Genomic DNA, 23899 nt, shown 5'->3' with positions numbered 1-23899 from the left:
CGAACCCCGGGGCCTCGCCGCACCGCCGTCAGAACTTCTCGCCCCGCGCGGCGCGCTCGCGCAGCGACGTCGGCGGGCGGAACCGCTCGCCGTAGGTGTCGGCCAGGTAGTCGGCCCGCTCCACGAACGCGCCGAGCCCGTACGAGTTCACGAACTGCACCGTGCCGCCGCTCCACGGCGCGAAGCCGAACCCGAACACGCTGCCCACGTTCGCGTCGCCGACCGACGTCAGCACGCCCTCGTCCAGGCACCGCAGGGTCTCCAGCGACTGGATGAACAGCAACCGGTCCTCGACGTCCCGCTCGGTGACGCCCGCGTCGGCCCGCGCGTACCGGGCCAGGCCCGGCCACAGGAACTTCCGGCCGCCCTCCGGGTACTCGTAGAACCCCGCGCCGCCCGCCTTGCCCGTGCGGCCCTCGGCGACCAGCTCCTCCAGCACCGCGAACGCCGGGTGGTCGCCCAGCGCGCCCGCGACCGTCGGGTCGTCGGCGAGCGTCTGGTCCCGGATCTTCAGCTGCAGCGTCAGCGTCACCTCGTCCGACACGGCCAGCGGCCCGACGGCCATGCCCGCGCGCTTGGCCACGTTCTCGATCAGCGCGGGCGACACGCCCTCCGCCACCATCGACACGGCCTCGGTGACGTACGTGCCGAACGTCCGCGACGTGTAGAAGCCGCGGCTGTCGTTGACCACGATCGGGGTCTTGCCGATCTGCAGCACGTAGTCGAACGCCCGCGCCAGCGTCTCGTCCGACGTCTTCTCGCCGCGGATGATCTCCACCAACCGCATCTTCGGCACCGGCGAGAAGAAGTGCAGGCCGATGAACCTCGTCGGGTCCGGCACCGCGGCCGCCAGGCCGGTGATCGGCAGCGTCGACGTGTTGGACGCGATCACCGCGTCCGGCAGCGCGTTCGCCTCGGCGGCGGGCAGCACCCGGTTCTTCAGCTCGCGGTTCTCGAAGACCGCCTCGATGACGAGGTCGCAGCCCGCCAGGTCGGCGTCCGAGTCGGTGGGCGTGATGCCCGGCGTGTCGCCGGCGCCGCGCTTGGCCGCGTCCAGCGTCACGTCCTTCAGCACGACCTCGATGCCGGCCTTGGCGCTGACCTCGGCGATGCCCGCGCCCATCATGCCCGCGCCCAGCACCCCGACCTTGGCGACCTTCGAGCGCGCCACGCCGTCCGGCCGCGACCCGCCCGCGTTGATCTCGTTGAGCTGGAACCAGAACGTGTTGATCATGTTCTTGGACACCTGGCCCGCGGCCAGCTCGACGAAGTAGCGCCCCTCGACGGCGAGCGCCGTGTCGAAGTCCACCAGGGCGCCCTCGACGGCGGCGGCCAGGATCTTCTCCGGCGCCGGGTACACGCCGTGCGTCTTCTTGCGCAGCACGGCGGGCGCGGCGGCGAGCAGCCCGTACAGGTTGGGGTCGCCGACCCGCACGTCCGGCACGGCGTACCCGGGCCTGTCCCACGGCTGCTGCGGCGCGGGGTTCTCCTTGATCCACGCGCGCGCCTTGGCGATCAGCTCGTCGCGGGAGGACGCCAGCTCGTGCACCAGGCCCGCCTGCAGAGCGCGCGCCGGGCGCAGCTGCTTGCCCTCCATGAGCAGCGGCAACGCGGGCTGCACGCCCAGCAGGCGCACCACCCGCGTCACGCCGCCACCGCCGGGCAGCAGGCCCAGCGTCGCCTCCGGCAGGCCGATCCTGATCCGGTCGTCGTCCAGCGCCACCCGGTGGTGGCAGGCCAGCGCGATCTCGAAGCCGCCGCCCAGCGCGCTGCCGTTGATGGCCGCGACGACCGGCTTCCCCAGCAGCTCCAGCCGCCGCAACTGGCCCTTGACGTCCTCCAGGAACCCGAGCGCCTCGGCCGCGTTCTCCGGCGTGATCGTGATCAGCAGGTTGAGGTCGCCGCCCGCGAAGAACGTCTTCTTCGCCGACGTCAGCACGACGCCCGCGATGTCGTCCTTGACCGACTCCAGGCGGGCGACCGCCGCGCCCATGGCCTGGTGGTACTCGGCGTTCATCACGTTCGCCGAGCCCGACATGTCCATCGTGAGGGTGACGATCCCGTCGTCGTCCCGCTCGAAGTGGATAGCCATCAGACCCTCTCGATGATCGTCGCGATGCCCATGCCGCCGCCCACGCACAGCGTGGCCAGACCCCGGCGCAGGTCCCGGCGCTCCAGCTCGTCGAGCAGGGTGCCGAGGATCATGCAGCCGGTCGCCCCGAGCGGGTGGCCCATCGCGATCGCGCCGCCGTTGACGTTGACCTTCTCGTCGGGCAGGTCCAGCTCGCGCTGGAACTTCAGCACCACCGACGAGAACGCCTCGTTGATCTCGAACAGGTCGATGTCCTCGACCGTGAGCCGGGCCTTGTCCAGCGCCTTGCGCGCGGCCGGCGCGGGACCGGTCAGCATGATCGTGGGCTCCGAGCCGACGACCGCCGTCGCGATGATCCGCGCGCGGGGGGTGAGGCCGAGCTCCCGGCCGGTGCGGGCGTTGCCGATGAGCATCGCCGCCGCGCCGTCCACGATCTGCGACGAGTTGCCCGGCGTGTGGACGTGGTGGATGCGCTCCACCGTCGGGTACCGGTCGATGGCGACGGCGTCGAAGCCCAGGTCGCCGTGGAACGCGAAGCTCGGCTTGAGCCCGGCCAGCGCCTCCATCGTGGTCTCCGGGCGGATCGCCTCGTCGTGGTCGAGCACGACCGAGCCGTTCTGGTCGACCACGGCCACCAGCGACCGGTCGAAGTAGCCCTTGTCCCGCGCCAGCGTCGCCCGCTGCTGCGAGCGCAGCGCGTACGCGTCGACGTCCTCCCGGGTGAACCCCTCCAGCGTGGCGATGAGGTCCGCGCTCACGCCCTGCGGCACGAAGTTCGTCGCCATGTTGGTCTCGGGGTCGGCCATCCACGCGCCGCCGTCCGAGCCCATCGGCACCCGCGACATCGACTCGACGCCGCCGGCCACCACCAGGTCCTCGAACCCGGACGCCACCTTCGCCGCCGCCAGGTTCACCGACTCCAGGCCGGACGCGCAGAACCGGTTGAGCTGCACGCCCGCCGGCCGCAGGTCCCAGCCCGCCGCCAGCACCGCCGTGCGGGCGATGTCCGCGCCCTGCTCGCCGACCGGGGACACGACGCCGAACACCACGTCGTCCACCGCCGAGGTGTCCAGCTCGTTGCGCCGCGCCAGCGCCGCCAGCACCCCGGACGCCAGGGTGATCGGCTTGACGCTGTGCAGCGAACCGCGCTTCCCCCTGCCACGCGGTGTCCGCACCGCGTCGAAGATCAAGGCTTCGCTCATGTACTCAACGGTAGGCACCCGCCCGGCCCTTGCCCATGACCGCGGCAGGTGACTTATTAGCTCAGCGGGTGGTCCATGACCTCGCCCTCGCCGACGAACCCCAGCCGCGCGTACAGCCGCCGGGCGACGGGGTTGTCGCGGAACACCCGCAGCTCCACCCGCGTCCACCCGTGCTCGCGCGCCCACGCCAGCACGTTCGCGACCATCGCCTCGCCGACGCCCTGGCGGCGGAACTCGGGCCTGACCCACATGGAGTACAGGTAGAGCGTCTCCGCGTCGTCCTCGTGGGGCACACCGGCCACGAGCGCCACCGGCTCGGCCGCCCCTGAGCCCGAGGTCTCCACCGCGATCACCTTCACCCCGTTCCGGGGCGCCATCAGCTCGCGCCACCTCGCCTCGTCGTACTCCTGCTCACGGGCCAGCGTCGAGCCGAACGCGTCGGGGTCGCTGCGCAGGGCGGTCAGCCGGATGTCGCGCCACGTGCGCCAGTCGGCAGGGGTCAGCCTCCGGTATCGCATGCACCGAGTCTGGCCCACCGGCGCGCCCGCCGCGGCCCGACGACTACGGGACGCCTGACATTTGCGCTCACGATCGACGTCCACGCCGGCGGTCACGGTCATGGCGGGCGCGACGGGTCGGTGGGACCGTCTGGGGCATGCCAACTCGCCGTTCCGCCTGGATGACCGAGGACCTGGACCAGCTGCGCAAGCTGGCCCGGACGTTCTTCGAGAGGGAGTCGGTCCCCCACCACGAGCGCTGGGCCGCGCAGAAGCACGTGGACCGGGACTTCTGGAACCAGGCCGGTGAGCTCGGCCTGCTCTGCCTGTCCATCCCCGAGGAGTACGGCGGTGGCGGCGGCACGTTCGCGCACGAGGCCGTGCTGCTGGAGGAGCAGGCGCGCGTCGGCGACAGCGCGTGGGGCAACAGCGTGCACAGCGGGATCGTCGCCCACTACATCAACTCCTACGGCGCCGAGGAGCAGAAGCGCCGCTGGCTGCCGAAGCTCGCGTCCGGCGAGTTCGTCGGCGCGATCGCCATGTCCGAGCCCGGCGGCGGCTCCGACCTCCAGAACATCAAGACGCGGGCGCTGCGCGACGGCGACGAGTACGTGGTCAACGGCTCCAAGACGTTCATCACCAACGGCGTGCAGGCCGACCTGGTGATCGTGGTCGCGAAGACCGACCCGTCCCAGGGCGCCACGGGCATCTCGCTGGTCGTCGTGGAGACCGCCGACGCGCCCGGCTTCCGCCGCGGCCGGGTGCTGGACAAGATCGGCATGAAGGGCCAGGACACCGCCGAGCTGTTCTTCGACGACGTGCGCGTGCCCGCGGCGAACCTGCTGGGCGACGGCGAGGGCCAGGGCTTCATCCAGCTCATGCAGCAGCTCCCGCAGGAACGCCTGATCATCGCCGTGGCGTCGATCGCGGGCATCGAGGCGGCCGTCGACCTGACCCTGGCGTACGTGAAGGACCGCACGGCGTTCGGCCGGGAGCTGATCAAGTTCCAGAACACCCGGTTCACCCTCGCCGAGTGCGCCACCGAGGCCCGCGTGACCAGGGCGTTCGTGGACGAGTGCATCGCCGCTCACCTGAAGGGCGCGCTCGACGTGCCCACGGCGGCGATGGCGAAGTGGTGGGCCACCGAGCGGCTGTGCCGGGTGGTCGACGAGTGCGTCCAGCTGTTCGGCGGGTACGGGTACATGACCGAGTACCCCATCGCGCGCGCGTGGGCGGACGCGCGCGTGCAGAAGATCTACGGCGGGACGAACGAGATCATGAAGGAAATCATCGCGAGGTCGCTCTAGTGCCGGGGCCGCTGGAAGGGCTGAAGGTCGTCGAGCTGGCCGGCCTCGCGCCCGCGCCGTTCGGCTGCATGGTGCTGGCGGACCTCGGCGCGTCGGTGGTCCGGGTGGACCGGATCGGCGGCGGCACCGAGGCGCCGCTGCTGGGGCGCGGGCGGCGGTCGATCGGCGTGGACGTCCGCCGGCCCGAGGGCGCCGAGCTGGTGCTCCGGCTCGTCGCCGCGTCGGACGTGCTGGTCGAGGGCTTCCGGCCGGGCGTGACGGAGCGGCTCGGCATCGGCCCGGCCCAGTGCCTGGCCCGCAACCCGAAGCTGGTCTACGGGCGGATGACCGGGTGGGGCCAGGACGGCCCGCTGGCCGACCGCGCCGGGCACGACATCAACTACATCGCGGTGGCGGGCGCGCTGGAGCCGATCGGCCGGGCCGGCGCGCCGCCCACCGTGCCGCTGAACATCGTCGGTGACTTCGGTGGCGGCGGGCTGCTGCTGGCCGTGGGCGTGCTGGCGGCGCTGTACGAGCGGGAGCGGTCGGGGCGCGGGCAGGTGGTGGACGCCGCCATGGTCGACGGTGCGGCGCTGCTGACCACGTTCCTGCACGGGATGGCGTCGGCGGGCGCGTGGACGGGCGGGCGGGGCGAGAACCTGCTGGACGGCGGCGCGCCGTTCTACGACGTGTACGAGGCGGCGGACGGGCGGTTCGTCAGCGTGGGGGCGTTGGAGGAGAAGTTCTACGCCGAGCTGCTGGCGGTGCTGGGACTGGCCGACGCCGGGCTGCCGAGCCGCCACGACCCGGCGAACTGGCCGGAGCTGAGGTCGCGCATCGCCGCCGCCGTGGCGACCCGGACGCGCGACGAGTGGGCGGCGCTGGCGGAGGGCACGGACGCCTGCCTCGCGCCCGTCCTCGCCCCCGGCGAGGCGCCCGAGCACGGGCACAACGTGCGGCGGGGGACGTTCGTCGAGGTGGCGGGCGTGCCCCAACCCGCGCCCGCGCCCCGGTTCGAGCGCACGCCTCCGACCACCCCGAGCCCGCCGCCCACGGTCGGTGCGGACACGGACGCGGTGCTGGGCGAGCTGGGGCTGGGCGCGGAGGAGATCGCGGACCTGCGCGCGGCGGGCGTGGTCGGCTGAGCCGTCGTGCCCGGTGAGCCCCTGCGGCCCGGACCGCGGGGCGTGGTGTGGTTGGGGGATGAGCGCTGGTGCCCGGCCTGCGCGCGGCGGGGTGGGCGGTTGAGCCGCCAGGTCCGGTGAGCCCCTGGCGCATGGCCGGCGGGCGCGGCGATCCCGTGGGCGAGTGGTGCGGCGTCGACGGCGGCGTCAGCCTGGGCGCGGCGGGCGCGTGGGCGGAGCCGTCGTGTCCGGTGCGCGGGGCGCTTCGGGGAGTGCTTCGGCACCCGGTGAGCGGCGGCCGTGAAAAGGGCGCGGGAATTCACCTGAAGAGATACCGGAATAGGTGGCAGCCGTCATCGGCCTTTGTCACGCTCAGTGCGTGCGTCGGCGCGATCAGGTGATGGGCTGCGGAGAACTGACGATGCGGCTGTACCTCGTGTCCGTGCCAGGGGGGTGGGCGAGTGGCCCGTACCTTGGTGATCGGCTGGACCACTGGTCCCCTTGATCGTCCGTTCGGGTGACACCAGGCACGCCTCAGGCGTGATCCAGTGGTGGTTGCTACCACCGGTCGAGCGATCACGGCGGGTTCGGCCCTCATCATCCGGGTGAATGGGGGACGATGACGGGTGACTCGACCGGAGCGGCGCCTCGCCGCCCAGGCCCTGTGATACGGACGGAGACCGATCAGTGAACGTCAAGAAGGTGGTGACGCTGGCGGCGGTCGCGCTGGTGCTGTTCCTCCTGATCACCGAGCCCGACCAGTCCGCCGAGGCGGTGAAGACCGCGTTGGGCTGGCTCCGGTCCGGCGCCGAGTCGATCATCACCTTCGTTCGCAGCCTCTTCGCCTAGCGGACCCGACGAAGTCCGCTCAATGCGGTCACGATCGGTGACGGTGAGTCGCCATCGTTGCACCGTACGGGTGGAATGAGGGCTATAACGCCCTGGTAACAGGGTTTTTGACAAACCAGGGTCTAGCGGTTGTCGGTACCCGCTAATACGGTGCGCTGCATTGGCTGATCTTCGACCGACGAGGAGGCAGAATGGTCGAGGACTCCGGAGTCGACGAGCTGCTGCGGCAGTGGGCGGCTGAGCGCTCGGACGACGCCGAGCTGCAGGAGGTGAACCGGATCAAGGACGCGTGGCTCGCGGAAGCGCCGCCGTCCGCGCCGGGCATCCCGGTGCAGCGGGCGAACGGCGGGCCTCGCGGACTGGTGAAGGTCGAGTCCGCCGACCCGGCGTACGTGGCGGCGATGCGGAAGCGGGCGCCCGAGGTGCCCGAGGCCCTGCTCGCCGCGGCCGCCAGCTACTGGCAGCTGGTCGGCGACCTGTCCGAGGCGGAGCAGTGGTGGGACGCGGGCATCAGCCCGCTGGACCAGCGCGCTCTGGACTACCGGGCGGCCGGGCTCACGCCCGCCGACCTCGGTCGTCGCCTCGGCCCGATGACGGTGCTCCAGCACCTGCGTCGGGGCAGCGCGGCGGCCTGGTGCGTGGCCAGGCTGCAGAGGCAACGCCGGGACGGCGTGGCTTAGTCGGATCGAGTCGGGGCGGGCTCCTGCGCGGTACGGGAGCCCACAACCTGTGAGGGGCGGGCTCCTGTCCGGGAGCCCCAGCCCCGGGCGAAGTACTCTTGAGGCGTGCGAGGCCTCATCACTCCCCAGCGGCTGGCCATCGCGGCCGCCTGCCTGGTCTCGCTCGTCGTGTGCTGCGGCCTCGCCTACTGGCAGTGGGAGCGGTTCTCGCAGGCGGGCGGCACGTTCCAGAACCTCGGCTACGTCTTCCAGTGGCCCCTCTTCGGCCTCTTCCCGGCGTTCATGGTGTGGCGCATGCGCAAGCTGGACGCCCGCCGCAAGGCGGACGAAGCCGCCGCGGCCGCCCAGACCTCCGAGTCGACCGGGTCGACCGACGCCGCCGACGGGGACGCGTCGCCGTCCCCCGCGGAGCCGGTGGCCGCGCCCTCGCGGCCGGTCGTTACCGTTGAGCCCGTCAGAGCACCCGCGCACGACGACGAGGACGACGAGCTCGCGGCCTACAACCGCATGCTCGCGGCACTCCACGCGCGGGACCAGCGGTGAGGTGAGGTAGGGCGATGAGCGGCGCGTTGACCAGGTTCCGGTTCATGGCGTACGTGGTCGGTGTGGGCCTGCTGCTCCTCGTGGTCGCGATGATCGCCAAGTACGCGGGCGGCAACGAGGGCATGATGCAGGTCGTCGGCCCCGTGCACGGCTTCCTCTACGCCGTCTACCTGGTGCTGACCGTCGACCTGGCGCTCAAGGCCCGCTGGTCGATCAAGGGCACGGCCCTGGTGCTGCTCGCGGGCACGATCCCGTTCGTGTCGTTCTACGCCGAGCGCAAGGTGGTCGAGAGCGTCCGGGCCGAGAAGAGCCTGTGAGGCGGGTTGACCGGCCGACCGGGCACGCCTAGCGTCTGGCGGTACCAACTGAACACGGCCGTCGATGTCGCGCGGGAGAGTCCCCGAACGGGGCGCCGAAGGAGCAACTCCTCCCCGGAATCTCTCAGGCACAGCTACCGCCCGACGAAGGCAACTCTGGAAAGCAGGCGCGCAGCCGGCGCGCCTCGCCCACGGTGCAAGCCGCCCTCGCGCGGTGAAGCTCTCAGGCTCATGACAGAGGGGGAGGCTCGCTCTCGACGAGGAGTCTCCGATGGACCGTGTCATCCTTCGTACGTGTCAGCCGACCCGACCGGTCGGTTCTGCCGGCATGTCCGCACCCAGGGAGGACCCCGCCTGATGGAAAGCCGCCGCACGCCCCTGCACGCCGAGCACGAGGCGCTGGGCGCCATGTTCACCGACTTCGCGGGCTGGCGGATGCCGCTGCGCTACGACAGCGAGCTGGCCGAGCACCACGCGGTGCGCACGTCGGCGGGCCTGTTCGACCTGACCCACATGGGTGAGATCGTGCTCACCGGCCCCGAGGCGGGCGCCGCGCTGGACCACGCGCTGGTCGGCCACGCGTCCGCGATCGGCGTCGGCCGCGCCCGCTACACGATGATCTGCGAGGCCGACGGCGGGGTGATCGACGACCTGATCGTGTACCGGACGGGTGACGTCGAGTACCTGGTCGTGGCGAACGCGTCCAACGCCGCCGTGGTGCACGAGGCGCTGGTCGAGCGGGCCGAGGGCTTCGACGCCGTCGTCGCGGACCGGTCGACCGACTACGCCCTGCTCGCCGTGCAGGGGCCGAAGGCGACGGAGATCCTGGCCGGCCTCACCCCCACCGACCTCGCCACGGTGAAGTACTACGCGTCGTACCCGACCGAGGTCGCGGGCAAGCCGGTGCTGCTCGCCCGCACCGGCTACACCGGCGAGGACGGCTTCGAGCTGTTCGTCGCCCCGGACGACGCCGCGCACGTCTGGCAGGCGCTGCTGGAGGCCGGCGCGCCGCACGACCTCAAGCCCGCGGGCCTCGGCTGCCGCGACACGCTCCGGCTGGAGGCCGGCATGCCGCTGTACGGCAACGAGCTCGGCCGGGACCGCACGCCGTTCCACGCGAACCTGGGCCGGGTGGTGAAGCTCGACAAGCCGGGCGACTTCGTCGGCCGCGACGCCCTGGCCGCCGTGGCGGAGAAGGGCGTGGAGAGCAAGCTCGTCGGCCTGCGGACGGCGTCGCGCCGCGCGCCCCGGCACGGCTACCCGGTGCTGGACGCGTCGGGCACGCCGATCGGCGAGGTCACCAGCGGCGCGCTGTCACCGACCCTCGGGTACTCCGTGGCCATGGCGTACGTGGCCGTCGGCGACACTGAACCGGGCACCGCGCTGTCGGTGGACGTCCGGGGCAAGCACGAGCCGGTCGAAGTCGTCGCACTGCCGTTCTACAAGCGAACCAGCTAAGGGAGAGACCCACACATGTCCGAGCACTTCAACACCTCCCTCGCGGAGTTCGACCCGGAGGTCGCGGACGCCGTCGCCGCCGAGCTGCGCCGGCAGCAGAGCACGCTGGAGATGATCGCCTCCGAGAACTTCACGCCGGTGTCGGTGCTGGAGGCGCAGGGCTCGGTGCTGACCAACAAGTACGCCGAGGGCTACCCGGGCCGGCGCTACTACGGCGGCTGCGAGAACGTCGACGTCATCGAGCGGCTGGCGATCGAGCGGGTCAAGGCGCTGTTCGGGGCGGGCTTCGCCAACGTGCAGCCGCACTCGGGCGCGCAGGCCAACGCGTGCGCGATGTTCGCCCTGCTCCAGCCGGGCGACACGATCCTGGGCCTCGACCTCGCGCACGGCGGGCACCTCACCCACGGCATGCGGATCAACTTCTCCGGCAAGCTCTACAACGTGGTGCCCTACCACGTGGCGGAGTCCGACGGCCGGGTCGACATGGCCGAGGTGGAGCGGCTGGCGGCCGAGCACAAGCCGAAGCTGATCGTGGCGGGCTGGTCGGCGTACCCGCGGCAGCTGGACTTCGCGGAGTTCCGCCGGATCGCCGACTCGGTCGGCGCGTACCTGATGGTGGACATGGCGCACTTCGCCGGCCTGGTGGCGGCGGGCCTGCACCCGAGCCCGGTGCCGCACGCGCACGTCGTGACGACGACCACGCACAAGACCCTCGGCGGTCCGCGCGGCGGCGTCATCCTGACCAACGAGGCCGACCTCGCCAAGAAGATCAACTCGGCGGTGTTCCCCGGTCAGCAGGGCGGTCCGCTGGAGCACGTGATCGCGGGCAAGGCGGTGGCGTTCAAGCACGCCGCGTCGCCCGAGTTCGCCGACCGCCAGCGCCGCACGGTCGAGGGCGCGAAGATCCTCGCCGAGCGCCTGTCGCGGCCCGACGCGGCGGCGGCCGGTGTGAAGGTGCTCACCGGCGGCACGGACGTGCACCTCGTGCTGGTCGACCTGGTGGCGTCCGAACTGGACGGCAAGCAGGCCGAGGACCGGCTGCACGAGGTGGGGATCACGGTCAACCGCAACGCGGTGCCGAACGACCCGCGTCCGCCGATGGTGACGTCCGGCCTGCGGATCGGCACGCCGGCGCTGGCCACGCGCGGCTTCGGGGCGGCGGACTTCGCCGAGGTGGCGGACGTCATCGCGGCGGCGCTGCAGCCGTCGCCGGACCTCGCCGAGCTGCGGGCGCGCGTCGACGTGCTGGCGGCGAAGCACCCGCTCTACCCGAACGTGTGAAACGCGCCACGAAATAGGCGCGCCTCGCGGGAGGTTGTCCCGTGCGCAAGCCGCGCACGGGACAACCGAAAGAGGCATCATGACCGCGACGCTCGACACGTTGGCGCTGCCGCACGAAGCGCAGGACCTGCTGTTCCGCGAGGCGCGCACGGCCAACGCGTTCACCGCCGAGCCGGTGACCGACGAGCAGCTCCGCGAGGTGTACGAGCTCGTCAAGTGGGGCCCGACCGCGATGAACAGCCAGCCGCTGCGCGTGGTGTTCGTCCGCGGCGAGGACGCCAAGGCCCGCCTCGCGCCGCACATGTCGCAGGGCAACCGGGCCAAGACGCTGGCCGCGCCGGTGACCGCGATCCTGGCCGCCGACACCGACTTCCACGAGCACCTCGCCCGGACGTTCCCGCACTACCCCGGCGCCAAGGACGTGTTCGCGGACGACGCCCGGCGCGCCGAGGCGGCGAAGACGAGCGCCCTGCTCCAGGCGGGCTACTTCATCGTCGGCGTCCGCGCGGCCGGTCTCGCCGCGGGCCCGATGAGCGGCTTCGACGCCGAGGGCGTGCGCCGCGAGTTCTTCGACGGCACCCACCAGCTGCCGCTGATCGTGGTCAACATCGGCCACCCGGACCACTCCGGCACGCACCCGCGCAACGTCCGGCTGGACTACGACGAGGTCGTCCGCGTCCTCTGAGGCCCGGTTCCCGCTGTGCGACGCCCGATCCCCCGGCCAACCCCGGGCCGGGGGATCGGGGCGTTCCACAGTGGACTAGGCGGCCGGCGCGGTCACCCCCGGCGGCAGGCACTCGACGTTGCGCTTGCCGTTCGGCTGCACCACGAACCACGTGCCGCCGACGCCCTGGCCCTTCCACTGGCCCGGCGCCTCGTCCTTCGCGTAGGTGTAGAGCGGCCAGCCGTCGAGCGTCACCTGCTCGGCACCGTCGGCGCGCTTCACCGTCGACACCAGGGCCGGGTCGACGCCCCGCAGCTGCGGCTTGCCGTCCGACAGCACGGGCGGCCACGTCACGGCGCACTGCCCCTCGCAGGTGGACTTCGCCGGGTTCGGCGTGTCCTTGTCGAACCGGTACAGCGTCCGGCCGTCGCCGTCCTGCACGACGTCGCCCATCTTCGGCACGCTCTTGCCCACCAACGTGATCCGCGGGCCGGACGGCGCGGGCGCGGCCTGGCCCTCGGGCGCGTCGGCCGCGGGCTCCTCGACCGGCACCGCGGGTTCCCCGGCCGGCGTCGCGTCCTCGCTGGTGGGAGGGGCCAAGGGCTCCTGGACGTCTCCGTAGTCGCCCTGGGCCGCGGCGCCCACCTGCCCGGTCTGCGCGACCGTCCGGCCTTGCAAGCCGGTCGCGTTGGAAGTCCACATGACCAGCGCGAGCACGGCTGCCATGCCGCCCGCGACGGCGATGGCGATGCGGTTTCGTCGGATCACACTCACTCCTCCTTGGTCCGTCGATCGCTCCACCGACGAGTACGGCCCCGCGCCCGGCGGGGTTCAGCGAACCGGACCAGGACAGGGGTTCGGGGTGATCGCCGGTCGGCCCGCACGTCACGGCTCCGCCCGCCAGGAGAACCGACAAGCCGTTGCCGGAGAAGGACATCGCGAACGGGTGCGACGCACCCGTGATTTCCACCCCCTGCCGCCTGGGGCCACCCCGTAGGGTGTCCGGGTGGGCAACGAGACATCCTTCCCGCGCCAGCACGCGCGCACCCAGCGGTTCACCCTCGGCGCACCGCGGACGTTCACCGTCGCACCCGACGGCGCCAAGGTGTACTTCCTCCGCACCGCCTCGGCCACGAGCCGGGCGAACGGCCTGTGGGCGTTCGACACCGCCACCCGGACGGAGGCGCTGCTGGCCGACCCCGGCGCGCTGCTGACCGACCCCGAGGACCTGCCGGCGGAGGAGAGGGCGCGCCGCGAGCGGACCCGCGAGCAGGCGGCGGGCATCGTCGGCTACGCCACCGACCGGGACGTGCGGCAGGCCGTGTTCGCCCTGTCCGGCCGGGTGTTCGTGCTCGACCTCGCCACCGCCGCGGTGCGGGAGCTGCCCGTCGCGGGCGCGGCCGTCGACCCGAGGCTCGACCCCACCGGCCGCCGCGTCGGGTACGTCGCGGACGGCGCGCTGCACGTCGTGGACCTGGCGACCGGCGCGGACCGCGTGGTCGCCGAGCCGGACGGCCCGGACGTCACCTGGGGCCTGGCGGAGTTCCTGGCGGCCGAGGAGATGAGCCGGTACCGGGGCTACTGGTTCTCCCCTGACGGCGAGCGGGTGCTGGCCGCCCGCGTGGACAACGCGCCCGTGCCGCGCTGGCACATCGCCGACCCGGCCAACCCCGGCACGCCCGCCACCGAGATCGCCTACCCGGCCGCCGGCACGGCCAACGCCGTCGTCGAGGTCGCGCTCCTCGACGTGGACGGCGCCGGCCGCACCGACGTCCCGTGGGACCGCGACGGGTTCCCGTACCTGGCCTCGGTGTCGTGGACGTCGCACGGCAAGCCGCTGCTGCAGGTCCAGTCCCGCGACCAGCGCCGGTCCCGTGTGCTCGCGGTGGACGTCGCGTCCGGCGCGGTGGACGTGGTGGCCGACGACACCGACCCGCGCTGGCTGGAGATCGTGCCCGGCACGCCCCGCTGGACGCCGGTCGGCGAGCTGCTGCGCGTGCTGCCGGTCGACGGCGCGAACCGGCTCGTCGTGGGCGACCGGGCGTGGACCCCGGACGGCTTCCAGGTCCGCTCGGTGCTCGACGCGGCCGAGGACGGCGTCCTCGTCACCGCCTCCACCGACGACCCCACGCAGACCCACGTCTACCTCGTCACGGCCGACGACGTCACCCGTCTGTCCACTGAGGACGGTGTCAGCGGCGCGGTCCGCGGGGGCGGCGTGCTGGTCCTCGCGACGTCGACCACGGACCGGTTCGGGCAGCGGGTCACCGTCTCCACCGGGGGCGAGATCGCCTCGTTCGCCGAGACCCCCGTGCTCACGCCGGAGGTCCGGCTGCTCACCGTCGGCGAGCGCGACCTGCGCGCCGCGCTGCTGTTCCCGCGCGACCACGTGCCCGGCCGCAAGCTGCCCGTGCTGCTCGACCCGTACGGCGGCCCGCACGCCCAGCGCGTCGTGGCGGCCCGCAACGCCTACCTGACGTCGCAGTGGCTGGCGGACCAGGGGTTCGCGGTCCTCGTGGTCGACGGGCGCGGCACGCCCGGCCGCGGCCCGGAGTGGGAGCGGGAGATCGCCTTCGACTTCGCGGGCGCGACCCTCGAGGACCAGGTGGACGCGCTGCACGCGGTGGCCGCGGCCGAACCGGACCTCGACCTGTCCCGCGTCGGCATCCGCGGCTGGTCCTACGGCGGCTACCTGGCCGCGCTCGCCGTGCTGCGCCGGCCGGACGTGTTCCACGCGGGCATCGCGGGCGCGCCCGTCACCGACTGGCGGCTCTACGACACCCACTACACCGAGCGCTACCTCGGCCACCCGGACGACAGGCCCGACGTCTACGACGGCAACTCGCTGCTGGCCGACGCGCCGAAGCTGGAGCGCCCGCTGATGATCGTGCACGGCCTGGCGGACGACAACGTGGTGGCCGCGCACACGCTGCGGCTGTCGTCGGCGCTGCTGGCCGCCGGCCGCCCGCACACCGTGCTGCCGCTGTCCGGCGTCACGCACATGACCCCGCAGGAGCAGGTGGCGGAGAACCTGCTGCTGCTCCAGGTCGACTTCCTGCGCCGGTCGCTGGCCTGACCCGGTGGACGCGAAGGGGCCGCCCCGCCACGAAGGCGGGACGGCCCCGTTCACGTTCCGCCGTCAGGCGAGCGAGTGCCGGACCAGGTACGGCGGGATCGAGTTCCCGACCAGGGCCAGGTCGTCGATCGTCTCCGGCCGGTAGCCGCACGCGGGCAGCCGCTCGACCATCAGCGCGGTCGGGTCGGCCACCTCGTCGGCGCGCCCGAACAGGTACGCCCACTCGTGCTCGTCCGAGCCGTAGTACGCGACCGTGTCGAACACCTCGTTGAACCGCTGCCACATGCGGATCAACGTCGTGTTGCGCCACATCGTCTGGCAGCCCGCCTGGGACACCACGACGCCGCCCGGCGTCAGCAGCGCCTTGCACAGGCCCAGGAACTCGGCGCCGTACAGGCGGTTGTGCTGCGCCTCCTCCTCGCGCTCGTCCGGCAGGTCCACCAGGACGATGTCGTAGCGCTCGGAGGTGGTGCGGATGTACTCGTAGCCGTCGATGTACTGGACGCGGATCGGGCCTTCGCCCTTCTCCGCCAGCGCCAGCTCGTCGAGCGTGTACCCGTACGGCAGGTGCTCGGCGCACAGCCGCACGGCCTGCGAGTCGATGTCGATGTGGTCGACCACCGAAGCGCCGGCCGCCACCGCCATCTGGCACACCACGCCCTCGGACGAGCCGATGACCAGCACCCGCTCGACCTTGTCGGCCAGCAGCAGCGCCGGGACCATCAGCGCCTCGTGGTACGTCAGCTGGCTGAACTCGGTGCTCTGCCGGTCGTCGTCGCAGAAGAGCGACAACCCCTGCGCGGTGCGGGCGATGACCAGGTGCTGGAACTCGGTGCGGGTGTCGACCACGACCTCGTCGACGTCCCAGTGCCTGGTCATCCCGGCCGCGAGCGGTTCGCGGATCACGGCTTCTCCTCACCGACGAGCGCGGGGACGCGGTGACCCCGGCTGACCATGTCCGTCCGTGCCGACACAGCTCCCAGCGCTTCCGCCAGCAACTGCACCGCGAGCGCGGGCTTGGCGCGCGTGCCGCAGGTGAACACGTCCACGAACACCGCTCCGACCTCCGGATAGGTGTGGATGGACGCGTGCGACTCCGACAACAGGGCCAGCACGGTGACCCCTTGCGGCTCGAACTGCTTGGAGACCACCTCCAACACCGTGGCATCCGCCTGGGTGAGGGCTTCACCGAGCGCGTGTCGCAGGAACTGCTCGTCGTCGAGCAGTTCGGGGCTCACGCCTTCAAGCTCGGCGAGCACGTGCTGTCCTGCGAACAAGCCAACCGGCTCGGATTCGCACGGGAGTTCGGACATCAATCACTCCAAACATCTTCAGGAGGGGTACAGCGGCGGACAGGCGGGGGCGCGCTCATCGCACGCAGTGGGTGGCCAGCGGCGCGAAGCCGTTGAACGCCACCGACGAGTAGCTGGCCGTGTAGGCGCCCGCGCGGAGCAGGTCGACGTGGTCGCCCGCGCGCAGGTCCAGCGGCAGCTCGTAGCACGCGTTCTGGTAGAGCACGTCGTCCGCGTCGCACGTCGGCCCGGCCAGGACGACCGGGCCGAGCGGCACCCCGTCGTGGGGCACGCCGTCGCGGCTGGTGACCAACGGGTACGCGATCGCCTCGCCCTCGGTCTCGGCCAGGCCGCCGTAGCGGCCGATGTCGAGGAAGACCCAGCGGCGTTCGTCCGAATAGGACTTCTTCGCCACCAGCACCACCTCCGAGCGGATCACGCCCGCCTCGGCGACGACCGCCCGTCCCGGCTCGATCATCACCCGGGGCCGGACGTCGCCGAAGTGGCGCTCGACGGAGGCCGTGATGGCGGCGGCGTACTCCGCCAGCGGCGGCGGCTGCTCCAGGTAACCCGCCGGCAGGCCGCCACCCAGGTTGACCGTCGTCAGCTCGATGCCCTCGGCGCGCAGCTTCGCCGTGATCAGGGCGGCGTCGGCGATCGCGCCGTCCCAGCCGTTCGGGTCCAGCTGCTGCGACCCGGCGTGGAACGCCACGCCCAGCGGAACGAGACCCGATTCGGAGGCCAACCGCAGGAGATCCGTCGCCATTTCCGGCGCGCAGCCGAACTTCTTGCCGAACGGGTAGGTGGAACCCTTGCTGTTGACCAGGATTCGCAGCAGCACCGACGCGCCGGGCGCGTGCTCGGCCAGCGCGAGCACGTCCTGTTCGCTGTCGGACACGAACAGTCGCACCCCGCGCTCGAACGCGTAGGCGACGTCCCGCGCCTTCTTGATCGGGTTGCTGTACGAGATGGCCTCCGGCGCGGCGCCGAGCTCCAGGCACAGGTCGATCTCCGCGGGGCTGGCGACGTCGAAGCACGACCCCTCGGCGGCCAGCAGGCCGACCACCTCGGGCGTCGGGTTCGCCTTCACCGCGTAGAAGATCCCGACCTCGGGCAGGGCCGCGCGGAGGGCCGTGAACCGGTCTCGCACGGTCGGCAGGTCGATCACCAGACAGGGGGTGTCCGGTTGCTCATGGTCCAGGAAACGACGGATACGAGCTGTTGCCTCGTCGAGCCGTTGATCGGCAAAGCTCTTCGTCATCTCGCTAGGGGTCCCCCTCCGCAACCGTGTTCGGGCACGGCCGTCCACTCTAGGCGGTGCGGGCGAAAAAAGCGCTATCGGCCGGCGAACTTGTGACGCAACTCCACGACGGTGATGTCCGGCGGAGCGCCCACGCGCACCGGCGGACCCCAGAAACCGGCCCCGTTCGTCGTGTACACCTGCGTGCCGTCGATCGTCTCCAGCCCGCTGCGCATCGGCTGCTGCAGGCCGATCGCCAGGTGGAACGGGAACATCTGCCCGCCGTGCGTGTGCCCGGACAGCTGGAGGTCGACGCCGTGCTTGGCGGCCTCGCGGACCTGCACCGGCTGGTGCGCCATCAGCACCACGGGCGTCGACGTGTCGCGGCCGTCGAGGGCGCGGGCGTAGTCCGGCCCGTCGCCGTGCGCCCTGCCGGTGACGTCGGTGACGCCCGCCAGGTCGAACGACGCGCCGGCCCGCTCGATCGTCAGCCGCTCGTTGCGCAGCGGGTTGACGCCGAGCCGCTCCAGCTCCGCCAGCCACGGCTCGGCGCCCGAGAAGTACTCGTGGTTGCCGGTGACGAAGAAGCTGCCGTGCGTGCTCACGAGGTCGCGCAGCGGAGCCGCCGCCTCGCCCAGCTCGGCCACCGTGCCGTCGACCAGGTCGCCGACGATCGCCACCAGGTCCACCTCCTGGGCGTTGATCATCCGCACGATCCGCTCGGTGTGCGCCCGGCCCAGCAGCGGGCCGAGGTGGATGTCGCTCACGACCGCGATCCGGTAGCCCGCCAACCGCTGGTCGAGCTTGCCGAGCGTCACCGGCACGCGCTTGACCACCGGGTCGCCGAGTGCCTGCGTGGTCCCGTAGCCGACGACCCCCGCGGTGGCCACCCCGCCCGCCACGGCGAGCGACCGCGCGATGAACAGCCGTCGGCCGGGGTCCACCGGCTGCTCCCCGGTCGGGGGCGCCGCCCCGGGCGCCTCGACCGCCCCGTCCGGCGCCCCCACGGCGGCCGGGACCTCGTGCCGGCGGGCGGACCGGAGCAGCAGCGCCCGCGGGACCTCCAGCACGCCGAGGACCAGCGCCAGGTAGAACGCGCCGGCCAGCCAGATGAAGCCGGGCCAGGCCACGGCGTTGCCCAGGGTCGACCCGAGCCGGCTCACGGCCAGCGCCGCCATCACCAACAGGTAGGCGAAGAGCACCACGCCGGTGCCCACCCGGCGCGCGCGACCGGCGCGCGTGGTGTCGCGGACCACGCGCTTCCAGATGTAGTAGTGGGCCGCGCCCATCACGACGGCGAACAGCACGAAGAAGAACAAGCAGGGCCTCCCCGGTGGTGGTGAGACCAGTTTCCACGAATCTCGAACCTGCCATGCAACCCCGGTGGCCCCCGCGGGCGTGATTACCTCGTACCGCAGTACGGGGGAGGACAGATGAGTGATCGGGACACCGCGTTCGCGGAGTACTTCGCGGCGCGGTCCGAGGCCATGCGCGGCACGGCGTACCTGCTGTGCGGTGACTGGCACCGTGCGGAGGACCTCGTGCAGGCCACGTTCACCAAGCTCTACGTGGCCTGGCGGCGGATCAACCGGCACGAGGCACTCGACGCCTACACCCGGCAGACGCTGGTGCGGACGTTCGTCTCCGACCTGCGTCGCGGCTGGTTCCGCAAGGAGCGCGTGTCCGAGTCGACCGCCGACGTCGAGGCGGTCGGCCGGGGCTCGGCGGAGGACCGGCTGGTGCTGCTCGCGGCGCTGGCCAAGGTGCCGCCGAGGCAACGCGCCGTGCTCGTGCTGCGGTACTGGGAGGACCTGTCGGTCGAGGAGACCGCCAGGGCGTTGAACTGCTCGGAAGGAACGGTCAAGAGCCAGGCCGCGCGGGGGCTGCAGACGCTGCGCGGCCTGATCACCCCTCAGCAGGGAGAAAAGGTGCGATGAACGAGCACGAGCTGAAGAGCGCGTTGCAAGACGTGATGGTGGCGAGCAGCCCGCCGCCGCCCATGGACCCCACGGCTGCGCTGGAACGCGGGCAGCGGGCGCACCGGCGCCGCAAGGCCACGTGGGGAGGCGCGGTCGCGGGCCTCGCCGTCGTCGGGATCGCGGTCGGCGCGGTCCTGGTGCCGAACCTCGCCGGCGGCGGCCGTGAGGTCGCGCAGGTGGGCGCCCAGTCGTCGCAGCCCCCGGCCTCGACCGCGCCGTCGGTCACCCCGACCGCGTCGCCGCCCCCGTCCGCCCGGCCGTCCGTGACGGGGACCGACGTGCCCGCGGACACCGAAACGCCGTGGCCGAACGGGCAGACCGACCGGACCGCCACCAACGGGCCGCGGGCCGACAAGAGCGTCGCCGTGCTCAACGACCTGGTCTCGTCCCTGCCGTCCGGCCTGAAGGCCGAGGACCGCTCGCGGATCGGCTTCGAGGGCTACGGGCCGATGACGCGCACCCAGTCGCAGTTCGCCGATTACGCAGGCCAGCTGGAGGTCTGGGAGTACATGGCCTACACGCCGGTGGTGCGCTCCGGCGCTCCGGGCGTCGGGCACCTCTGGATCCAGGTGGAGACCAAGGGCGGCACGCGGCTCCCGGACCAGCCGGGCTGCGCGAAGCTTGCGGGGCAGCCCTACCCGGTGGTCGGCGCCGGCACTTGCGAGGTGGTCGACGCGGCCGGCGCGCAGGTCGCCGTCGCCACCACGGCGAACCCCGACGGCGGCATGGAGCAGGGAGCCTTCCACCGCCACGCCGACGGCACGCTCGTGATCGTGGCCCAGTCCCGGGTCTACGCGAACTCCGGCCACCCGGGCCTGGCCGAGCTGCCGCTGACGCCGGCGCAGCTCGCGGCGCTCGCCGCCGACCCGAGGTTCCACCTCGACTGAGCCAGGGGAGGACGGGGAGGCCGGGCGCCGGTCGCGCCCGGCCTTTCCGCTGTGCGAGACCCCTCTGTGTCATCCGTCCGTGGGTACTCCATCCGGGTGTTCGTGCAGGTACCGTGCTGTTTGCCATGCGGACGCTGCTCATCGACAACCACGACTCGTTCACCTTCAACCTCTTCCAGTACCTGGCCGAGGTGAACGGGCGGGAGCCGGTCGTCATCACCCACGACGACCCGCGGTTCCGGCTGTCCGACCTGCGGCGGTTCGACAACGTGGTGATCTCGCCCGGCCCCGGCCGGCCGCAGCGCGACGCCGACTTCGGCCTCTGCCGCGCGGTCGTCGACCACGCCGACATCCCGTTGCTCGGCGTCTGCCTCGGGCACCAGGGCCTGTGCCTCGCGCACGGCGCGTCGGTGGGGTTGGTCACCCCTCGTCACGGCGTCGTCGACCTCGTGCGGCACACCGGGGCGGACCTGTTCGCCGGCCTGCCGTCACCCCTGCCCGTCGTGCGGTACCACTCGCTGGCCGTGTCCGACCTGCCGGCCGAGCTCGAACCGATCGCGTGGGCGTCCGACGACGTCCTGATGGGCGTGCGACACCGCTCGCGGCCGGCGTGGGGCGTCCAGTTCCACCCCGAGTCGGTGTGCACGTCGCACGGCCACCAGCTGCTGGCCAACTTCCGCGACCTCACCGCGGGCGTGGCGCCCCCAACGCCCCCTTTCGCCCCTCTGCCCCCACCTGTCGCACTCCCTGACCGCCCGGCGGCGCGGGAGGTGCTGGTGCGGAGGGTGGACGTTCACCCGCCGCCGGAGGCCGTCCACGCGGCCCTGTACGGCGCGTCGCGCGACGCGTTCTGGCTGGACAGCAGCCTGACGGGCGAGCGGGGCCGGTTCTCCGTGATGGGGGACGCCGGCGGGCCGCTCGCGCGCGTGGCCACGTACGACGTGTGGACCGGCGAGGTCACCGTGGACGGGGTGGCGCACCCCGGGCCGTTCTTCGACTGGCTGGAGGCAGACCTGGCCGCGTGGCGGGTCGCGCCGCCCGACGTGCCGTTCGACTTCGCGCTCGGCTGGGTCGGGTACCTCGGGTACGAGCTGAAGGCCGAATGCGGCGGCGCGGCGGCGCACCGTTCGGAGCAGCCCGATGCGGCATTCGTGTTCGCCGACCGGGCGCTGGTTTTCGACCACGATTCACGCTGCGTCTACCTGTTGGCGTTGTCCGACGAGGACGGCTGGTTGGGCCGAACGGCGGAATTCCTGCGTGATTTCACCGCCGTGCCCGCGGCGGCGCCCGTGCCGGCCCGCGCGGACTCCGTGCAGTCGCGGCACAGCCGTGCGCACTACTTGAAGCTGGTCGCGGCGTGCCAGGAGGCCATCACCGCCGGCGAGACGTACGAGGTGTGCCTGACGAACACGGTGACGTGGCGCGGCTCGGTCGACCCGTGGGACGCCTACCGGTTCCTCCGGGCGGAAAGCCCGGCCCCGTTCGGGGCGTTGCTCCGTTTCGGTGCGCTCTCCGTGCTCAGCACTTCACCCGAGCGGTTCATCCGGGTCGACCGACGGGGTGTCGTCGAATCCGAGCCAATCAAGGGCACGCGCCCCCGCGGGGCGACCGCCGCCGAGGACGAGGCTTTGCGCACGGCCTTGGCGACCAGCGCGAAGGACCGCGCCGAGAACCTCATGATCGTGGACTTGGTCCGCAATGATCTGGGCCATTGCGCGGAAGTCGGCAGCGTCGAGGTGCCCCGGATCTTCGCGGTGGAGAGCTACGCGACAGTGCACCAGCTCGTCAGCACCGTTCGGGCGCGACTGCGTTCCGGTAGTTCCGCCGTCGCCGTGGTTAGGGCGGCGTTCCCCGGTGGGTCCATGACGGGTGCGCCCAAGATCCGGACAATGCAGATCATCGACGGGCTGGAAGCCGGGCCCAGGGGTGTCTACTCCGGGGCGCTCGGATACTTCTCACTGTCCGGAACGGCCGACTTCAGCATCGTCATCAGGACGCTGGTGGTGGACCGGGACAAGGTGAGTTTCGGGGTCGGCGGCGCGGTCATCGCGCTGTCCGACCCGGAGGAGGAATTCGAGGAGACCGCCGTCAAGGCGACGGCCCTGCTCAGACTGCTCGGCGCGGAGTTCCCCGGCCGCGCCGGAATGCCGTAACGGCCCTGACCTGTGGTTTTCCCCTGCGGCTGGACTGACCCGCCGCAGGGGAAAACCGGACGAGTCAGGAGGCGTGCGCTTCCTGGAACTGCACGACCAGGCCCTGGGGAATGCGGCCGCGGTCCGAGATCTGGTGGCCCTGGGCGCGCGCCCAGTCCCGAATCGCCTGCGCCTGGGCCTTGTCACCAGCCTTTACCGTGCTCTTGCCGGTGCCCTTGCGCTGCTTGCGGCCACCTGCCCGGCGCGCCTTGGCGACGAAGTCGGCCAGGGACTCGCGGAGCTTGTCCGCATTGTCCTTGGAGAGGTCGATGGAGTACTCCACACCGTCCAGCGCGAAGGTCACGGTCTCGGCGGCTTCGCTGCCGTCGAGGTCGTCGATGAGTTGGACGACGGTCTGCTGTGCCACTGTTCCTCCGTGTGTGCTCGCATAGCGCGTGCTGCCCTCGACTTGTTCTGCGCCACACGCTTCGACGACACCATAGTGCACGAGAGGAATATCGCCTAACCTTTCGCGGTGAAAATGTGACTGATGCCCCCGGACGGGTCATTTCGCGCGGTAAACCGCACCTGCCGAAATGTGAGGGTGCCCAAGGGGTCACCCGGTGGTGCCGGTCACACCCGGTCGAGTGGCCTATCCTGGACCTGGATACCCGCCCAGGGTAGGGAAGGTCGGGAGCGATGCCCGGAGCGATGCACGGTTACACGGCGGACAAGGACGCGTACCTCAAGCGATTGCGCCGCATCGAGGGTCAGGTGCGCGGCCTCCAGCGGATGGTGGAGAACGACGACTACTGCATCGACGTGCTGACCCAGATCTCCGCGGCGACCAAGGCGTTGCAGGCGGTCTCCCTGGGCCTGCTGGACGAGCACCTGAAGCACTGCGTGGCCCAGGCCGTCGCCGAGGGGGGCGAGGTGGCGGACGAGAAGATCGCCGAAGCCTCGGCCGCAATCGGCCGCCTGGTGCGCTCATAACGGCCCAGCCCGGCCGCCACCCCGTGCGGCGGCCGGGCCGGCTGATCGAGTAGAGTGCTCCCGCCGGCCCCCGTAGCCCAATCGGCAGAGGCAGCGGACTCAAAATCCGTCCAGTGTGCGTTCGAGTCGCACCGGGGGCACGTACAGGACGCACAGGCCTTGACCCGCGGTTTGGTGCAGGTGTCCACAAGGTCCGATGGGTCGTCGTCCAGGGCGGCGGCCAGTGTGGCCAGTTGAGATGCGTCTTCGCCGGGCAGAACCAGCTTCAGGGTCGCTTCGTTGGTCTTGTAGTGGACCGTGATCGACA

Annotated in this window: 23 protein-coding genes, 1 tRNA gene and 2 riboswitches; of the genes, 15 read left to right on the top strand and 9 right to left on the bottom strand. The window is 72.0% G+C overall.

Annotation, left to right across the window (positions count from 1 at the left end; translation table 11 throughout):
• Window positions 1–28: 28 nt before the first annotated feature.
• The 3 genes from ACRAKH_RS26415 to ACRAKH_RS26405 are packed head-to-tail and all read right to left on the bottom strand — an operon-like array spanning window position 29 to window position 3812.
• The gene (locus ACRAKH_RS26415; protein ID WP_380727495.1) at window positions 29–2092 is read right to left on the bottom strand and encodes a 3-hydroxyacyl-CoA dehydrogenase NAD-binding domain-containing protein; all 2064 of its coding nucleotides are present in this window, start codon (window positions 2090–2092) and stop codon (window positions 29–31) included.
• The gene (locus tag ACRAKH_RS26410; protein ID WP_380727497.1) at window positions 2092–3294 is read right to left on the bottom strand and encodes an acetyl-CoA C-acetyltransferase; all 1203 of its coding nucleotides are present in this window, start codon (window positions 3292–3294) and stop codon (window positions 2092–2094) included. Before ACRAKH_RS26410 ends, ACRAKH_RS26415 begins: the two co-directional genes overlap by 1 nt.
• 56 nt (window positions 3295–3350) lie before the next feature.
• Window positions 3351–3812: a GNAT family N-acetyltransferase gene (locus ACRAKH_RS26405; protein ID WP_380727499.1), complete on the bottom strand. Its 462-nt coding sequence runs from the start codon at window positions 3810–3812 to the stop codon at window positions 3351–3353.
• Between the two features lie 137 nt (window positions 3813–3949).
• On the opposite strand from ACRAKH_RS26405, the gene ACRAKH_RS26400 reads away from it, so the two are divergent.
• From ACRAKH_RS26400 to ACRAKH_RS26360, 9 genes are all read left to right on the top strand, one after another.
• Window positions 3950–5098 carry an acyl-CoA dehydrogenase family protein gene (locus tag ACRAKH_RS26400; protein ID WP_380727501.1) on the top strand — a complete coding sequence of 383 codons (1149 nt, stop codon included), beginning with the start codon at window positions 3950–3952 and terminating at the stop codon, window positions 5096–5098.
• Window positions 5098–6222, top strand: a complete 1125-nt coding sequence (locus tag ACRAKH_RS26395; protein WP_447009360.1) for a CaiB/BaiF CoA transferase family protein — start codon at window positions 5098–5100, stop codon at window positions 6220–6222. The genes ACRAKH_RS26400 and ACRAKH_RS26395 overlap by 1 nt, the downstream gene beginning before the upstream one ends.
• 666 nt (window positions 6223–6888) lie before the next feature.
• Window positions 6889–7050, top strand: a complete 162-nt coding sequence (locus ACRAKH_RS26390; RefSeq protein WP_380727481.1) for a hypothetical protein — start codon at window positions 6889–6891, stop codon at window positions 7048–7050.
• A gap of 191 nt (window positions 7051–7241) precedes the next feature.
• Window positions 7242–7730, top strand: coding sequence for a transcriptional regulator (locus ACRAKH_RS26385; protein WP_077006273.1), 489 nt, complete (start codon window positions 7242–7244; stop codon window positions 7728–7730).
• Window positions 7731–7835: 105 nt separating this feature from the next.
• Window positions 7836–8273: a hypothetical protein gene (locus ACRAKH_RS26380; protein ID WP_380727479.1), complete on the top strand. Its 438-nt coding sequence runs from the start codon at window positions 7836–7838 to the stop codon at window positions 8271–8273.
• Between the two features lie 14 nt (window positions 8274–8287).
• The gene (locus tag ACRAKH_RS26375) at window positions 8288–8590 is read left to right on the top strand and encodes a DUF3817 domain-containing protein (RefSeq protein ID WP_380727477.1); all 303 of its coding nucleotides are present in this window, start codon (window positions 8288–8290) and stop codon (window positions 8588–8590) included.
• Between the two features lie 62 nt (window positions 8591–8652).
• Window positions 8653–8740: riboswitch (glycine riboswitch) on the top strand.
• A gap of 1 nt (window position 8741) precedes the next feature.
• A riboswitch (glycine riboswitch) is annotated at window positions 8742–8835 on the top strand.
• A gap of 112 nt (window positions 8836–8947) precedes the next feature.
• Window positions 8948–10048 carry a glycine cleavage system aminomethyltransferase GcvT gene (gene gcvT, locus ACRAKH_RS26370; RefSeq protein WP_380727475.1) on the top strand — a complete coding sequence of 367 codons (1101 nt, stop codon included), beginning with the start codon at window positions 8948–8950 and terminating at the stop codon, window positions 10046–10048.
• Between the two features lie 15 nt (window positions 10049–10063).
• A complete protein-coding gene (gene glyA, locus ACRAKH_RS26365; protein WP_380727473.1) occupies window positions 10064–11329 on the top strand; it encodes a serine hydroxymethyltransferase in 1266 nt (421 codons plus the stop codon).
• A gap of 79 nt (window positions 11330–11408) precedes the next feature.
• Window positions 11409–12014, top strand: a complete 606-nt coding sequence (locus tag ACRAKH_RS26360) for a malonic semialdehyde reductase (protein ID WP_380727471.1) — start codon at window positions 11409–11411, stop codon at window positions 12012–12014.
• 75 nt (window positions 12015–12089) lie between these two features.
• On the opposite strand, the gene ACRAKH_RS26355 is transcribed toward ACRAKH_RS26360, so the two are convergent.
• The gene (locus ACRAKH_RS26355; RefSeq protein ID WP_380727469.1) at window positions 12090–12761 is read right to left on the bottom strand and encodes a COG4315 family predicted lipoprotein; all 672 of its coding nucleotides are present in this window, start codon (window positions 12759–12761) and stop codon (window positions 12090–12092) included.
• A gap of 238 nt (window positions 12762–12999) precedes the next feature.
• Here ACRAKH_RS26355 and ACRAKH_RS26350 point away from each other — a divergent pair, with 238 nt between their 5' ends.
• Entirely contained in the window at window positions 13000–15069 is a 2070-nt protein-coding gene (locus ACRAKH_RS26350; protein ID WP_380727467.1) for a S9 family peptidase, read from the top strand.
• A 63-nt stretch (window positions 15070–15132) separates the two neighbouring features.
• Here ACRAKH_RS26350 and ACRAKH_RS26345 read toward each other — a convergent pair whose 3' ends face one another.
• The 4 genes from ACRAKH_RS26345 to ACRAKH_RS26330 all read right to left on the bottom strand — a co-directional run bounded on the left by ACRAKH_RS26345 (window position 15133) and on the right by ACRAKH_RS26330 (window position 18920).
• A complete protein-coding gene (locus tag ACRAKH_RS26345; RefSeq protein ID WP_380727464.1) occupies window positions 15133–15975 on the bottom strand; it encodes a spermidine synthase in 843 nt (280 codons plus the stop codon).
• Window positions 15972–16382, bottom strand: a complete 411-nt coding sequence (gene speD, locus ACRAKH_RS26340) for an adenosylmethionine decarboxylase (RefSeq protein ID WP_380727461.1) — start codon at window positions 16380–16382, stop codon at window positions 15972–15974. Before speD ends, ACRAKH_RS26345 begins: the two co-directional genes overlap by 4 nt.
• Window positions 16383–16437: 55 nt before the next feature.
• Window positions 16438–17622 carry a type III PLP-dependent enzyme gene (locus ACRAKH_RS26335; protein WP_380727459.1) on the bottom strand — a complete coding sequence of 395 codons (1185 nt, stop codon included), beginning with the start codon at window positions 17620–17622 and terminating at the stop codon, window positions 16438–16440.
• A gap of 74 nt (window positions 17623–17696) precedes the next feature.
• Window positions 17697–18920 (bottom strand): metallophosphoesterase, encoded by a 1224-nt coding sequence (locus ACRAKH_RS26330; protein WP_380727457.1) that lies wholly within the window; start codon window positions 18918–18920, stop codon window positions 17697–17699.
• Window positions 18921–19034: 114 nt separating this feature from the next.
• Between ACRAKH_RS26330 and ACRAKH_RS26325 the strand changes: the two genes are divergently transcribed.
• From ACRAKH_RS26325 to pabB, 3 genes are all read left to right on the top strand, one after another.
• Window positions 19035–19538: a SigE family RNA polymerase sigma factor gene (locus tag ACRAKH_RS26325; protein ID WP_380727455.1), complete on the top strand. Its 504-nt coding sequence runs from the start codon at window positions 19035–19037 to the stop codon at window positions 19536–19538.
• Complete coding sequence (locus ACRAKH_RS26320; protein WP_447009359.1) at window positions 19535–20467, top strand: hypothetical protein; 933 nt, start codon at window positions 19535–19537, stop codon at window positions 20465–20467. Before ACRAKH_RS26325 ends, ACRAKH_RS26320 begins: the two co-directional genes overlap by 4 nt.
• A gap of 125 nt (window positions 20468–20592) precedes the next feature.
• A complete protein-coding gene (gene pabB, locus ACRAKH_RS26315) occupies window positions 20593–22620 on the top strand; it encodes an aminodeoxychorismate synthase component I (RefSeq protein WP_380723164.1) in 2028 nt (675 codons plus the stop codon).
• 64 nt (window positions 22621–22684) lie between these two features.
• Here the strand turns inward: pabB and ACRAKH_RS26310 are convergent, their stop codons facing one another.
• Window positions 22685–23026 (bottom strand): histone-like nucleoid-structuring protein Lsr2, encoded by a 342-nt coding sequence (locus tag ACRAKH_RS26310; RefSeq protein WP_015104119.1) that lies wholly within the window; start codon window positions 23024–23026, stop codon window positions 22685–22687.
• A gap of 284 nt (window positions 23027–23310) precedes the next feature.
• Between ACRAKH_RS26310 and ACRAKH_RS26305 the strand changes: the two genes are divergently transcribed.
• Together ACRAKH_RS26305 and ACRAKH_RS26300 are read left to right on the top strand one after the other, a co-directional pair.
• A complete protein-coding gene (locus ACRAKH_RS26305) occupies window positions 23311–23592 on the top strand; it encodes a metal-sensitive transcriptional regulator (protein WP_077006260.1) in 282 nt (93 codons plus the stop codon).
• Between the two features lie 66 nt (window positions 23593–23658).
• Window positions 23659–23732: transfer RNA gene (locus ACRAKH_RS26300), tRNA-Leu, on the top strand.
• The last annotated feature ends 167 nt before the right edge of the window (window positions 23733–23899 follow it).

The sequence above is a fragment of the Saccharothrix hoggarensis genome, assembly GCF_052936025.1.
Note: the sequence above shows the minus strand (reverse complement) of the source record. Positions and strands in the feature narration are given on the sequence as shown.